This window comes from Streptomyces sp. 3330 (assembly GCF_031456635.1).
Classification (GTDB): Bacteria; Actinomycetota; Actinomycetes; order Streptomycetales; family Streptomycetaceae; genus Streptomyces.
The window spans coordinates 87,751-101,638 of the sequence record NZ_JAVDVA010000024.1; the positions used below are offsets into that span (position 1 = coordinate 87,751).

The window sequence follows — 13,888 nt, forward strand, 5'->3', positions numbered from 1 at the left end:
GGTGTCGTTGCTCTTTCCGTGTCGTTGCTCAGCGGATGCCCCCGACCGGGCGGTGAACACCACGTATTCGGCCCTGGTGACCGACTGCCAGGGAGCGGGGAGAGGGCAGGGGCGGGTCCGGTGCGCGTCGTGCGCGCGTGTGCGGCCGAGCCGCGGCGACCGGCGGGGCGTCGAGCGGGGTGCGTCCCGTCGTCAGCCGAGGTCGGGCAGCGGGCGCCGGGCGACGTCGTGGGCGTCCTGCGGCGGGAGGCCCAGCATCCGCAGCAGCATTTCGGCCGGGTTCGAGGCCGCCTTGCTCCGGCCGTCGCATCGCGCCTCGGGGCGCCAGGCCCCGCCCACCGGCCGGTGGGCGTAGTTCGAGGATCGTGGCTCCGGCACCTCCGGCACCTCCGGCACTCCTGGCAACGAAGCTCCACCCACCGGCCTCGGTCACACCCCTACTTGAGTGACCACCACCGGCAGTTCACCTCCAGCGCAGACTGCCCGGCCCGGCTGAACGGACCGCACCCACCGTCACACGCATGCTGCCGGTCACACCCCCCGCGCTGACGCGGGCGAACGCGTTGTCCGACCGGACATGCCACCCCGGGCAACGCTGTCCGATCGGACAGACCCGGGAGGCCGGGTGGGCCCTAGGTTCACCTTCTGTTCGCGTTCTGCGACGACCACCCGTCTGACACCCACCGCCCCGAGCCACCGGAGCATGCCATGAGCACCACCCCACCCGCGCCCACCGCCTCCGCTCTCGCGCCGGAATCCCCGGAACCGAGCAATATGCGTCGGGTCGCCACGGCCAGTTTCATCGGCACGGCGATCGAGTTCTACGACTACTACATCTACGGAACCGCCGCAGCCCTCGTCCTGAACGAGGCGTTCTTCCCCGAACTGTCCAAAGCGGCGGGCACGCTCGCGACCCTGTCCACGTTCGCCATCGGCTTCGCCGCCCGTCCGCTGGGCGCCGCGGTCTTCGGTCACTTCGGTGACCGGGCGGGCCGCAAGGGCGTCCTCGTCGTCTCGCTGCTGATGATGGGCCTCTCCACCGGTCTCATCGGCCTGTTGCCCGGATACGCCACGCTCGGGGTCTGGGCCCCGGTCCTGCTGGTGCTGCTCCGCGTCGTCCAGGGACTCGGCCTCGGCGGGGAGTGGGGCGGAGCGGCCCTTCTCGCCGTCGAGCACGCGCCGAAGAAGAAGCGCGGTCAGTACGCGGCGGCACCCCAGATTGGTTCGCCCGTCGGCTACTTCGCCGCCACCGTCACCTTCCTGGTCATCTCCTCCGTCCTCGACGACGGAGCGTTCCAGAGCTGGGGATGGCGCATCCCCTTCCTGCTCTCCTTCGTCCTGGTGGCCGTCGGCCTGGTCATCCGTCTGAAGATCGCGGAGAGTCCGGCCTTCGCGAAGGTCACCGAACGCCGTGAGACCGCCAAGGCCCCGCTCGCGGAGGCGTTCCGCAGGCATCCGAAGGAGATGCTGCTCGGCGCGGGCATGATCACCGTCGTGTACGTGATGTTCTACACGGCCGCCACCTACTGCATGACCTACACCACCAAGACGCTCGGCATCCCGAAGAACGACATGCTCGCTCTCACCCTGGTCGCCGTGGCGGTCCTCGGTGTCTCGACGTTCTTCGTCGCCCGCTGGTCCGACCGCGTCGGCCGCCGAAAGCTGATCATCGCCGGCGCCGCGTTCGGGGTCGTGTGGGGAGCGGTGCTCTTCCCGCTTCTCGACACCCGCAACTACTTCCTGATCGCCGTCGCGCTCAGCGGCGCCCTGCTCTGCATGGGCATCATCTACGGCCCGGCCGGTGCGTATCTCCCCGAGCTCTTCGCCACCCGCGCGCGCTACTCGGGCGCCGGCTTCTCCTACAACCTCGGAGGTGTCCTGGGCGGGGCGGCCGCACCGCTCATCGTCACCGCGCTGGCCGAGAACTACCGTCCGTCGGTGGGCGGATGGTTCATGAGCGCGATGGCCCTGCTCTCCCTCGTCTGCATCATCGCGCTCCCCGAGACCAGGGAACGCGACCTCGACCTCGTCTGAGACACATGCGACGCACGGACCGCCGCGAGGACGCGCCGGACAGCGGCCGGACAACGGAAGGGGCTGAGACATTCCTCATGGGCAGCACGCGTGACTCCGCCTACCCTGGGCGGGTGGACCACACCTCCGGCGTCATCGCGCGCGGTGACGATGGCGTACAGCTGAGGCAGATCCTCGCCGCGCTCACCGTGCCCGTCGTCGTGGCGGGAGGTGATGCTGTGATCACGGACGTCGTCATGACCGACGTCATCGTCACCGAGCCGGGCGAGCATCTCGGGCCCTCGCACGGAGCACTGGTGCTCGCCGTCGGCGCGCGCGGCGCGGCCACGGTTCCGGTCTTCATGGCGGCCGCTCGTTCGGGCGCCGCCGCCGTGATGGTCAAGGTGGGCGCCGACGGACTTCCCGCACGGCTCCGGGAGGCCGCACGCGAGGCGGACATCGCGGTGCTCGCGGTGCAGGAGCACGCACGCTGGGACCACCTGGCCCAAGAGGTGCGCGCAGGATTGACCCGCCTCGGGGCCTGGCCCGCCACGGCCCCGGGCACACCGGGTGATCTCTCCTCGCTGGCCCAGACTCTGGCCACAGTCACCTACGGAGTGGTCAGCATCGAGGACTCCGCCGGACATGTGCTCGCGTACTCCAGGTCCGGCGAGGAGGCCGACGAGCTGCGGCGACTCACGATTCTGGGGCGCGCCTGCCCCGAGCCGTACCTCAAGGTGCTGCGCGACTCGGGCGTGTTCCAGCGGCTCCGCTCCGGTGAGGAGGTCGTCGAGACCGCGGAGCAGCCGGACCTCGGATACCGGCGCCGGCTGGCGATCGGCATCAACGCCGGCCATCGCCCCCTGGGCATGATCTGGGTCCAGGAAGGGGACCGTCCGCTCTGCGAGAGCAGTGCCGAGACCATGCGGGGAGCCGCACGGCTCGCCGCGCCCCAACTGGTGGATCACTACTACCAGGGGAACGCGTCCGCCCGGTTGGCGTCCCGTGTCGACCTCGCCCACGGTCTGTTGACCGGACGCTTCGACGCCGAGGCTCTCGCCCGTCACCTGGGGCTCGACCCGGCGCAGGGTGCCACCGTGATCGGGGTCGACCTGCGTGAACCACGGCACCCAGGCTCCTCGGCGGCCCTGGACCTACGGCGCGAGGAATCCGCCGGCATCATCTCCCTGCATGCCTCGGCGTTCCGCCGCGACGCCCTCGTCACACAGGCCTGCGGCCAGATCTACGTGCTGCTTCCGGCGAGGAACGGCGCCGCCGACGACACCGCGATCCAGCGCTGGGCCACCGAGCTGGTCACGGTGCTCCGACGGCAGTCCGGTACGCCTGTCCAAGCGGCCCTCGCCGGCCTCGCGCCGCGCCTCGAAGCCGTGCCCACGGTCAAGATGCGCGCTTACCACGCCTTGCAGCTGATGGCACGCACACCCGAACGCGCGGTAGCCACCTGCACGGAGCTCCAGGCGGCGCTGCTCCTCGGGGACATGCTGCGACTGCTCGACGAGCACCCCGACAGCCGCCACGCGGGCCTCGAGACACTCGCCACCCACGACGCCGAACAGGGATCCGAACTGGCCCGCTCCCTACTCGCCTACCTTGACGGCTTCGGAGACGTGACGCGGACCGCCGAGGCACTCAACGTCCACCCGAACACCCTCCGCTACCGGGTCCGCAAGGCGATCTCCCTGAGCGGAATCAGTATCGACGACCCCGATCAGCGGCTCGTGGCCATGCTCCAGCTGCGCCTCGCCCTCAACGGCGGGCCCACGGCAAAGGCCCCTTTCCCAGCCTCGTGACGGCGCCGGGGTGCACGGCCACGCGCGCGGCCGCCGGCCGGTCGATCACTTCCCGGCTCCAGCGGGTCTTCGACCCGGCATCCGATGGGACGTGGGGAAGGATCGTCTCGCGGTGAGGTCACTCCCGTGGTCGATGGCCTGCTACGGTCGCAACTCACGCACTCGGGCGCGGAACACGCGCCAGCGCCTCTCGTTCTCGTGGACGAGTGTCGCCGACTCCGTCATCAGATCGGCGGCCCGGTCGAACAGCTCGGAAGCCGAATAGAGGTAGGCAGGGCTCCTCCGCCCGCCTCGCAGGTCGGCCCGCAGCGACGCCGGGGAGAAGTCGACCTGATCCAGCAGGTCGAGGGCTCGGCGCAGCAGCCGCGCGATCAGAGCCTGCATGCCCGCCGACTGCCAGTCGTCGGCGATGATCCGGTGACGCTCCCCCAGCAGGTCGGCGAGCGCCGGGTAGGCAGCCAGGCTGCCCGCGATCTCCCACGCCTGTTCCATCGCCTGGGCGAGCCAGGCACCGCCCTGCTCGGTTTCATCGGCAAGCATGCCGACTTCACGCTTCATCCTCCGAAGTTCGGCGGGCTCACCCTCCCCTTCCATGAAGAGGATCCCCGACTCCGCAACGAGCCCTGGAGCATTCAGGTCGTCCGCGCCGGCGAACGCGATCCCTGACGCCTGTTCAGCGGCCTCGACTTCACTCCACCGATCAGCCAGCGATTTCAGGGCCCGCGAGCGTCCCTGGAGCTCCGCCGCCTGCCGCAGTGGCGCCTGGGAGTAGTACTCCTCATGTTCCCGATGGAAACGCGAGAGGTTGTCGATCACCTGCAGCAGTGACTCGGGAGGGGTGGAAGGCGCCTCGTCTTCGGGCATGCCAGCAGTCTGCACCACGTCTCACGGCGGCGATATCGGGGCACGCCCATCAGGTCCACACCTGCTCGCCGGGCTGGAGGCGGGACGGGACGGGCCGCGTTACGCCTTACGGAGTGCGGTCCTCGTCGCCCTCGGCGCCTAACGCCCCCGTCGGCCGCGCACCAGCAGGTACAGGAAGTACGGCGTCCCGATGACCGCCGTCATCAGTCCCGCGCCCAGCTGGGCGGGGGCGATGACCGTACGGCCCAGCAGGTCGGCCGTGCAGACGAGCGCGGCCCCGAGGAGGACGGCGACCGGCACCACCCGCACGTGCCGTCGGCCCACGAGGGCACGCGCCGCGTGCGGCGCCACCAGGCCCACGAAGCCGATGGTGCCGGCCGAGGCCACGGCCGTCGCGCTCAGCAGGACGCCCACCACCAGGAACCCGAGCCTGGCCCGGGACAGTCGCAGGCCGAGCAGCAGGGGCGTGTCCGGGTCCAGCGAGACGAGGTCCAGTTCGGTGCGCCGGGCGACGGCGACGGCGAGGCCGGCCGTCAGCACCAGCGCGACGGGCAGGACGTCCGGCATGGTCCGGCCGTACGTCGAACCGGACAGCCAGGTCAGCGCCTTGGTCGCGTTGAACGGGTCGGTGAGCACGATGAGCAGGCTGATCAGCGCCGTGGTGCCGGCCGCCGTGCCGATGCCGACGAGCACCAGCCGGTTCTGCCGGTAGCCGCCCCGGGCGGCGAGCCCGAAGACGAGGACGGAGGTCGCCGCCGCGCCCGCGAACGCGGCGCCCGCGACGCCCCAGGTCCCCGCGACGGGCACGGTGGTCACCAGGAGCACGGCGCCCAGCGCGGCTCCGCCGGACACCCCCAGGACCCCCGGCTCCGCGAGCGGATTGCGCGTCACGGCCTGCACCAGTGTGCCCGCGAGGGCGAGCGCCGCGCCCGCGCACAGCGCCGCGAGGACGCGGGGCACCCGGGTGTCGAGGACGAAGGACACCGCCCGCCCGGCCCGCCCCTGCGCCCAGTTCGCGACATCGCCGAGCAGCAGCTTGCTGTCGCCGAGCAGCACGCCGGCGATCGTCACGCCGACGACCACGACGACGAGCACGGCCACCGTGGCCAGGAACGCCGTCCGGCTGGGGACGCGCAACCGGTCCGGCGCGTCGGCCTCGGCCGTGTCCCGCAGCCGCAGGGCCATCACCACCAGGAACACGGCGCCGACCAGGCTGGTGACGACCCCGGTGGGCACGGCGACCGCCGTGTCGGCGGGCACGAGGGCGCGGAGCAGCACGTCCGCCCCGAGGACCAGTCCCGCGCCGACCAGGCCGGCCACGGGCAGGGTCGTCCGGGCGCGGACGAAGCCGCGGTACCGGCGGGCCAGCGGTCGCACCAGGGCCGGGGCGCACAGCCCGACGAAGCCGATGGGCCCGGCGAGGGTGACGGCCGCCGCGGACAGCAGGGTCGCCAGGACGACCACCGTCAGCCGGGTGGCGCGGACCGGGACGCCCAGCCCGCGCGCCGCGTCGTCGCCGAGGGCCAGCGCGTCGACCCGACGGGCCGTCAGGAGCAGGCCGGTCAGGCCCACCAGCACGACGGGCAGCATCTGGAGGACGCCGTCGAAGCCGTTCTGGCTGATGCTGCCCTGGTTCCACTGGTAGAGGCCCTCGGTCTCCTGGGGGAACAGCAGCAGGAGACCTTCGGTCACGGAGGTCAGCCCCAGCGCCAGCGCGGTGCCGGCGAGGACCAGTCGGACGGTGCCGGTGCCGAGGCCCGACAGGGCGAGCACGACGGTCGCGGCGAGGAGTCCGCCGACGAAGGCGACCCCGGAGGAGGCGATCATCGGCAGCGAGACGCCGGTGACGCCGACCAGCCCGAGCGCCAGGTACGAACCGGCGTTCACCGCGAGGGTGTCGGGAGCGGCGAGCACGTTGCGGCTGACGGCCTGGAGCACGGCGCCCGCCGCGCCGAGGACGACGCCGACCATGATGCCGGCGGTCATCCGCGGCAGCCGGGAGGCGATCACGACGGAGGCGTCCGCCGGATCGGACCGCCCGGTCAGGGCCTTGAACACCTCGGCCGGTCCGACGGCGGCGGTGCCCTGGGTGATGTCGACGACGGCGAGGGCCGCGACCAGGAGGACGAGCGCGGCCGTCACCGCGGCCGCGCCCGTCCGGGACGCGGCGGCCGGCGGACGGAGCGCGGGGGGCGTTGCGGTGACGGCCATGGCACGCGCTACTTCGTCAGGGCGTCGACGACGGCGTCGATGTACGCCTCCATCGACTCGGGACCGCCGAACATCCAGATGCCGTCGGGCAGTCGGTGCACCTCGCCGGCCTTCACGAACGGCAGGGACGTCCACACGGCGTTCTTCGCGAGCGCGCCGGTGAAGGGGGTGCTGCTCGCGTCGTCGTCGTTGCCTATGTAGGCGAACCGCACGTCCTCGGGGAGGCCGGTGAGGCCTTCGACGTCGGTGGTGCCGAGGCCGTAGGCGGCGTCGCCCTTGACCGTCCAGGCGTTCTTCAGGCCGACCGCCTCGTTGACGGCGCCGATGAGCGAACCGCTGGTGTACGGGCGCAGGGAGACCTGGTTGGAGGCGACGTAGCCGTCGGCGAAGGCGTACCGGGCCCCGGCCAGACCGGCGGCGGCGAGGGCCTTCTTGCCCTCGGCGACCTTGGTCTCGAAGGCCGTGCGGGCCGTCTCGGCCTTGCCGGTGGTGCCGGTGGCCTTGGCGATGAGGTCGAGGTTCTCCAGCATCTGCCCGATCTGGTCGGCGGAGTCGGCGGACGTCACCTCCAGCACCGGGGCGACCTTGCGCAGCTGCTTCACCGCGGCGGGGGTCAGATCGGTGGTGGCCACGATCAGGTCGGGCGCGAGCGAGGCGATGGTGTCCATGCTCGGCTCGCCGCGCGTGCCGATGTCCTTCGGCTCGTTCTTCAGCGGGACCGCGGTGTCCCAGGTCTTGTAGCCCTTGACGTCGGCCACGCCGACGGGGTCCACGCCGAGCGTGACGAGGCTCTCGACGACGTTCCACTCGGTGGCGACGACCTTGGTGGCCGGGCCGTCGAGCTTGATCTTCGCTCCGGTGGCGTCGGTGAGGCTGATGGCCTGCGAGGGCTTCTCGGAGCTGTCGGCGGCAGGCTCGGTGGTGCCGCACGCGGCGAGGGTGAGCGCCGCGGCGGTGGTGGCCGCGGTGAGCAGGAGGCGTCTCATGAGGTGGTGCCGAGCCTTTCGGTGCGTGTGCGTCGGGTGTGGTGGCGGCCGATCGGGCGGGTGCGCAGTCGGCCGGTCAGGGGGTCGGTGTCGACGTCGATCCGGATGCCGTAGACAGCCGTCAGACGTTCCGGTGTGAGGACGTCCTCGGGCGGGCCGTCGGCGACGATCCGGCCCGCTTCGAGCAGCGTGATCCGGTCCGCGACGGCCGCCGCCTGGTCGAGGTCGTGCAGGACGACGCCGACGGCGATCCCGTGGTCGTCCGCCAGGTCGCGGACGAGGTCGAGGAGTTCGACCTGGTAGCGCAGGTCGAGATAGGTGGTCGGCTCGTCCAGCAGCAGCACGCCGGTCTCCTGGGCGAGGCAGCCGGCCAGCCAGACCCGCTGGAGCTGGCCGCCCGACAGGTGGTCGGCGCCCCGCTCGGCGAGGTCCGTGACCCCGGTCAGCGCGAGGGCCCGGTCGACCGCGGCCGAGGCGTCCGGATCGGGCCGGCCGAAGCGGCCCCGGTAGGGGTAGCGGCCGAACTCGACGACATCGCGGACGGTCAGTCCGCTGGGCGTGGGGCGACTCTGGGTCAGCAGGGCGACGTGCCGGGCGAACTCACGGGTGGTCAGGGTCAGGCCGTCGGTGCCCGCGTCGATCCTGAGCGTGGCGCGGCGGGCCGGCTGCAGTCGGGCGATGGCCCGCAGGAGCGTCGACTTGCCGCTGCCGTTGGGGCCGACCAGCACGGTCACCTCGCCTGGCCGGAGCACGACCGAGGCGTCGTGCACGACGTCGACGCCGTCGTACGACACGGTCACACCCGTGGCCGACAGTTCATGACCGCGCAGGCGCGGGGTGCCGGCTGCTTCTTCACCAGATCTCACGTGATGAAGGTTAGCCTAACCTAAATAGAAGTCGATCAGGGGTGCCCCGGCCGCGGCTCAGCCGGTCCGCCACGACTCCGGATTCCACACGCCCGAGCGGCGCAGCGACTGCGGGCAGTGCAGGTACACCTCGTCGATCTCCAGGACCACGGCGAGCGCGGGCGGCCGGCCGTCGAGCGCCATGGCCGCGAAGAAGGGCGCGTCGGTGAGGATGCGGGCCCGGCCGTTGACGCGCAGCACCTCCTTGCCCCCGGGGATCAGATAGAGCAGGCCGGCGTGCGGGTTGGCCAGGATGTTGTGGAAGCTGTCCCCCCGGCGGTTGCCCGGCCGGTCGGGCAGGGCGAGGGTGCCTTGGTCGACGACATGGGTGAACCCCGGGGCGTCTCCGCGCGGGGACACGTCGCAGTTGCCGTGCGCGTCGGAGGTGGCCAGCAGACAGAGCGGCGAGCGCGCGAGGATGTCCAGGTCCTGCTCGGTGAGCCGGTCGTGGACCTTCTCGATCACCACGGGCCAGGGCTCGCCGAGGAGGGCCCGCAGTTCGGCCTGCGACCCCAGCTCCACCCACCCCTTCCCGGTCACGGCGTCCGGTGCGGCCCGGGCGGTATCGATGGTGTGCGGCAAGGCCGACTCCCCCTGTGCGTGCGTGCTTCCGGCAGGTAGTTGCACAGAGAACATTATCGGAAGTTAGGCATGGCTCGCCTTACCTGGACAGGCAGCTCCGGCCGGCACATGCGGCCGCGCCTCGCCGAACACGCCGGCGCAGCCGCCGCCCGGGAGTGCCCAGCACCGGCAGCCGCCGCGGACCCAACCGCTGCGCCTCCTCGGGGAGTCGACCGATGCTCCCGGCGCCGAAGACCACCCGCACGGCCAGCGCCTCGTACGTGAACGTCATCGCGACGGCCCCCTCTCCGGCGGTGCTTTCGACCCCGCTTCGGGCGCCAGGACGATGTCGAACCCGGCGTGGGTGAAGGGCACCGTCACTCCGAAGCGTTCGGCCGCGCGCGCGTCGTGCGACTCCGCGAAGTCGGTGATCAGGCCCTGCTTGACGGCGAAGACGGCGTCGGAGTCGAGAGAGGGGCCGCCGGCGACGAAGGTGTGGGTGGTGACCGGCCGGTGGCCCTCGGCGCGCGCGATGAAGTGCACATGGGCGGGCCGGAAGGGATGCCTGCCGGCGGCCCGGAGCAGAGCGCCCACCGGCCCGTCCGTGGGGATCGGGCAGGGGGTCGGCACGACGGTGCGGAACCAGAAGCGGCCCTCGTCGTCGGTGCGGAACAGCCCGCGCCCGTTGCCCGGCGGCTGGACGTCGGGCCGCTGCACGTCGTAGAAGCCCTGCTCGTCGCACTGCCACGCGCCGAGCTCGGCGCCCGGGAGCGGGCTGCCGTCGGTGGCGAGCGTACTGCCGGAGACCACACAGGGGCGGCCGGTGCCGAGGAGGTCGATGCTGTCGCCGAGATCCCTGCGGGACGACTCGGTCATGTGGAAGGGGCCGAGGACAGTGCTCTCGGTGCCCTCCTCCACCCGTTGAGCGTCTCGACGAGCATGGAGACGCCCAGGACGTCGGAGAGCAGGACGAACTCCTGCCGGGTGTCGTCGCACTCGTGCCCGACGGCGGTGAGGAAGTCGATCGCCGCCTCCCACTCCCCCACGGTGGGCCCGACGTCCCGCACGAAGGCGTGGAGGTGGCGGGTCAGGCTCTCCAGCACCTCCCGCAGGCGGGGGTCCTCGGTGCCGCGGAAGCTGTCACGACCGCTGCGGTGGCGGTCTCGACGGCGAAGTCCATGATCGTCCCTAGCGGTTCGGGCCCCCTGGCCGACGGGCCGGCCCTCGGACCAGTCTCCACCGGCACGCAGAGCCCCGGCGCGGGAAGCACCGGCCCGAAGGTCACCGGCCCGGCGGACGCCTGCCGCGAAGGCGATCCGCCGACCGTCCGGACCTCTCCGCCGCCACCTCCGCCCGGGCCGACAGGACGCACCTGGGATCGATATGCCTCGAATATCACAAGAAGGGATAATTCGGGGAACAAGAGGGCGCTCGACCGGCGCCTTCACTGACCAGGAACAGGCAGGTCGGACCATGTCGAAGAAACCACGTTCGTCCGAGCCGCCGCACGGCAAGGGTCCGAGCCGGCACGAGGGCGCCGGGCAGCACGGCTGGTCGCCCGACGTGGACGAGACGCGTCAGCAGGACAACCCGAGCGCCCACCGCTCCTTCCACACCGCCGAGCACGCGGGCGGGAAGGGCCCGGGGCGGACCAGGTCCGCCGAGGAGACGAAGTCCGTGCCCGGTGACACGGTCAAGAGTCGGGGCGCGCGCGGCGAGGAGTACGCCGGCACGGACGAGAAGGGCCGCCGCGACACCGGCCCCAAGGGCCGTTCCCAGCGCCCCAGCGGGACCAGGGACGCGTCCGCCACGACCGGTGTGGACCCGCAGGACCCGCCGCCCGGACACCGATAGGGCCGACGGCCCGCCCGGGGCGTGGACGGCCGGCGCCGCCGCGCCCCGGCGGCCGCGCCGTGGATCCCCACGGTGCGGCCCCGCGGCGCGCTCCACGGCTGCGGAGCGCGCCGACGGATCCGCTCGCGCACCGAGCGGATCCGCGTCAGCAGATCCGCGGCAGTTGCTCCCCGATCGGGAGATCGACCACCCGTGTGCCGCCCAGCCCGGTCCTGGCCACGACCATCCCGGCATGCGCGTCGACCGCCTCGCCGATGATCACGGAGTCGGCGCCCAGCGGATGGGCCCGCATCGCCTCGAGGACGGCGTCGGCGTGCTCGCGCGGGACGAAGGCCACCAGCTTGCCCTCGTTGGCGATGTACATGGGATCCAGCCCCAGGATGGCGCAGGCGTTGGCCACGGCCTGCGGGACCGGGACGTCGCGCTCCCGGATGACCACGCCCGTACCGGAGGCCGCCGCGATCTCGTTGAGCGCGGCCGCCAGACCGCCCCGGGTGGGATCGCGCAGCACGTGCAGATCCGGGGTGACCGCGAGCATGGCGTCGACCAGGCCGCCGAGCGCCGCGCAGTCGCTCTTGATCTCGACCCCGAACTCCAGGCCCTCGCGCACGCTCATGACCGCGACGCCGTGGACGCCGATGGCGCCGCTGACGATCACCACGTCACCGGGGACGACCCGCTGCGGCCGCAGGTCCACGCCCGCGGGGACGACACCGATGCCCGCCGTGTTGACGTAGACGCCGTCGCCGTGTCCGGCCTCCACCACCTTGGTGTCCCCGGTGGCCACCTCCACGCCGGCGGCGCGCGCGGCCGCGCCCAGCGCCTCGGACACCCGCCGGACCACGTCCAGTTCGACGCCCTCCTCCAGGATGAATCCGCAGGAGAGGTAGGCGGCACGGGCGCCGCTCATGGCGAGGTCGTTGACCGTGCCGTTGACCGCCAGGTCGCCGATGCTGCCGCCGGGGAAGAACAGCGGCCGCACCACGTAGGAGTCGGTGGAGAACGCCAGCCGGGCCCCGCCCACGGTCAGGACCGCGGAGTCGCCCAGCTGGGCGAGCACCTCGCCCCCGAAGGCGGGCGCGAAGATCTGCTGGACCAGTTCGGCGGAGAGCACTCCCCCGCCGCCGTGCCCCATGACGACCCGGGGCCGGTCGCGCAGCGGCGCCGGACAGGTCCAGCCCTCGACGTCGAGAGCGGGGGCGGCGCCGGGGGCGGGCAGATCGGTGATGTCAGACAACGGGGGTCGCCTCCCGGGTCTTGGTGGTGGGCATGTCCAGCCGCCGGTAGAGGTAGTACGCGGCGCAGGCGCCCTCGCTGGAGACCATGGTGGCCCCCAGGGGGGTGCGGGGGGTGCACAGGGTGCCGAAGGCCTCGCACTCGTGCGGCTTGAGCAGTCCTTGCAGGACCTCGCCGCTGCGGCACTCGGCCGGCTCCTGCGTCCGGATCCCCTCGACCGAGAAGCGGTGCTCGGCGTCGTGGTCGCGGTACTTCGACGACAGCCGCCAGCCGCTGCCGGGGATCACGCCGATACCGCGCCAGGCCCGGTCGGTGACCTCGAAGACGTCCTCCAGCATGGCCCGGGCTGCCGGATTGCCCTCCGGGCGGACGGCACGGGCGTAGGCGTTGTCGACGGTGTGCTCGCCGCGTTCCAGTTGGCGGACGGCCCGGCGCACGCCTTCGAGGATGTCCAGCGGCTCGAAGCCCGTCACGACGATCGGGACGCGGAAGCGCTCCGCCAGTTCCGGGTACTCCTCCACGCCCATCACGCTGCACACGTGCCCGGCCGCGAGGAAGCCCTGCACCCGGCAACTGGGCGACGACATGATCGCCTCGATGGCCGGGGGAACCCGCACATGGGACACCAGCATGCTGAAGTTCGGGATCCCCAGCTTGCGGGCCTGGTGGACCGTCATGGCGTTGGGAGGTGCGGTCGTCTCGAAGCCGATGCCGAAGAACACCACCTCGCGGTCGGGGTTCTGCCGGGCGATCCGCAGCGCGTCCAGCGGCGAGTAGACGACGCGCACGTCGCCGCCCTCCCCGCGGACCTGGAACAGGTCCCGTCCGGTGCCCGGCACCCGCAGCATGTCCCCGAAGGAGCAGAAGATCACCTCCGGCCGGGAGGCGATCTCCAGGGCCTTGTCGATGACCTCGAGCGGGGTCACGCACACCGGACAGCCCGGGCCGTGGATCAACTCAACCTGTTCCGGGAGGAGTTGGTCGATACCGTGCCGGATGATGCTGTGCGTCTGGCCGCCGCAGACCTCCATGAGCGCCCACGGCCTCGTCACCGTGGCATGGATGTCGTCGAGGAGCCGACGGGCCAGCTCCGGATCCTGGAACTCGTCGATGTACTTCACTGGTGGTGCGCTCCTTCCACCGGCTCCGCGCCCGCCTCGGCCGCCGCCATCTCCCAGGCGTCGCCGAACTCCTCCTGCAGCATGCCGAGTTCGGCGAACAGTTCGAGCGTCTGCCGCGCCGACTCCTCGTCCAGCCGCTGCAGGGCGAAGCCGACGTGGACGATGGCGTACTCGCCGACCTGGAGATCGGGCAGATACTCCAGGCACACCTCCTTGACCACACCGCCGAAGTCGACGGTGGCCATCCGGGTGCCGTCCCGGTCCTCGATGTCCAGCACTCTGCCGGGTACCGCCAGGCACATGAGCCTCTCCTCGCTGTGGGTCGC

At 72.1% G+C, this 13,888-nt stretch carries 12 protein-coding genes and 1 pseudogene; 3 read left to right on the forward strand and 10 right to left on the reverse strand.

Translation table 11 applies throughout. The features are described from left to right. Positions 1-192 precede the first annotated feature (192 nt). Positions 193-378: a hypothetical protein gene (locus tag J2X68_RS31910; RefSeq protein ID WP_399041331.1), complete on the reverse strand. Its 186-nt coding sequence runs from the start codon at positions 376-378 to the stop codon at positions 193-195. Positions 379-708: 330 nt separating this feature from the next. On the opposite strand from J2X68_RS31910, the gene J2X68_RS31915 reads away from it, so the two are divergent. Beyond that, positions 709-2,034, forward strand: coding sequence for an MFS transporter (locus tag J2X68_RS31915; RefSeq protein ID WP_310436077.1), 1,326 nt, complete (start codon positions 709-711; stop codon positions 2,032-2,034). 113 nt (positions 2,035-2,147) lie between these two features. After that, positions 2,148-3,824: a helix-turn-helix domain-containing protein gene (locus J2X68_RS31920; RefSeq protein WP_310436078.1), complete on the forward strand. Its 1,677-nt coding sequence runs from the start codon at positions 2,148-2,150 to the stop codon at positions 3,822-3,824. Positions 3,825-3,965: 141 nt separating this feature from the next. Here the strand turns inward: J2X68_RS31920 and J2X68_RS31925 are convergent, their stop codons facing one another. The 6 genes and pseudogenes from J2X68_RS31925 to J2X68_RS31950 all read right to left on the reverse strand — a co-directional run. Further along, positions 3,966-4,688 (reverse strand): hypothetical protein, encoded by a 723-nt coding sequence (locus J2X68_RS31925; RefSeq protein ID WP_310436079.1) that lies wholly within the window; start codon positions 4,686-4,688, stop codon positions 3,966-3,968. 138 nt (positions 4,689-4,826) lie between these two features. Then, positions 4,827-6,899 (reverse strand): iron ABC transporter permease, encoded by a 2,073-nt coding sequence (locus J2X68_RS31930; RefSeq protein ID WP_310436080.1) that lies wholly within the window; start codon positions 6,897-6,899, stop codon positions 4,827-4,829. An 8-nt stretch (positions 6,900-6,907) separates the two neighbouring features. Then, on the reverse strand, positions 6,908-7,885 hold the full coding sequence (locus tag J2X68_RS31935; protein WP_310436081.1) for an iron-siderophore ABC transporter substrate-binding protein: 978 nt from the start codon (positions 7,883-7,885) through the stop codon (positions 6,908-6,910). Beyond that, positions 7,882-8,751, reverse strand: a complete 870-nt coding sequence (locus J2X68_RS31940; protein WP_310436082.1) for an ABC transporter ATP-binding protein — start codon at positions 8,749-8,751, stop codon at positions 7,882-7,884. Before J2X68_RS31940 ends, J2X68_RS31935 begins: the two co-directional genes overlap by 4 nt. A gap of 57 nt (positions 8,752-8,808) precedes the next feature. Continuing rightward, a complete protein-coding gene (locus J2X68_RS31945; RefSeq protein WP_310436083.1) occupies positions 8,809-9,372 on the reverse strand; it encodes an MSMEG_1061 family FMN-dependent PPOX-type flavoprotein in 564 nt (187 codons plus the stop codon). Between the two features lie 267 nt (positions 9,373-9,639). Further along, positions 9,640-10,493 (reverse strand): annotated as a pseudogene (locus J2X68_RS31950) (dioxygenase); the annotation flags it as partial. Positions 10,494-10,824: 331 nt separating this feature from the next. On the opposite strand from J2X68_RS31950, the gene J2X68_RS31955 reads away from it, so the two are divergent. Continuing rightward, complete coding sequence (locus J2X68_RS31955) at positions 10,825-11,205, forward strand: hypothetical protein (protein ID WP_310436084.1); 381 nt, start codon at positions 10,825-10,827, stop codon at positions 11,203-11,205. Positions 11,206-11,350: 145 nt separating this feature from the next. Here J2X68_RS31955 and hypE read toward each other — a convergent pair whose 3' ends face one another. From hypE to J2X68_RS31970, 3 genes are read right to left on the reverse strand one after another with little or no spacing between them, the layout of a single operon-like run. Further along, complete coding sequence (gene hypE, locus J2X68_RS31960; protein ID WP_310436085.1) at positions 11,351-12,442, reverse strand: hydrogenase expression/formation protein HypE; 1,092 nt, start codon at positions 12,440-12,442, stop codon at positions 11,351-11,353. Next, positions 12,435-13,562: a hydrogenase formation protein HypD gene (hypD, locus tag J2X68_RS31965; protein ID WP_310436086.1), complete on the reverse strand. Its 1,128-nt coding sequence runs from the start codon at positions 13,560-13,562 to the stop codon at positions 12,435-12,437. Before hypD ends, hypE begins: the two co-directional genes overlap by 8 nt. Next, a complete protein-coding gene (locus tag J2X68_RS31970) occupies positions 13,559-13,864 on the reverse strand; it encodes a HypC/HybG/HupF family hydrogenase formation chaperone (protein ID WP_310436087.1) in 306 nt (101 codons plus the stop codon). Before J2X68_RS31970 ends, hypD begins: the two co-directional genes overlap by 4 nt. Positions 13,865-13,888 lie beyond the last annotated feature (24 nt).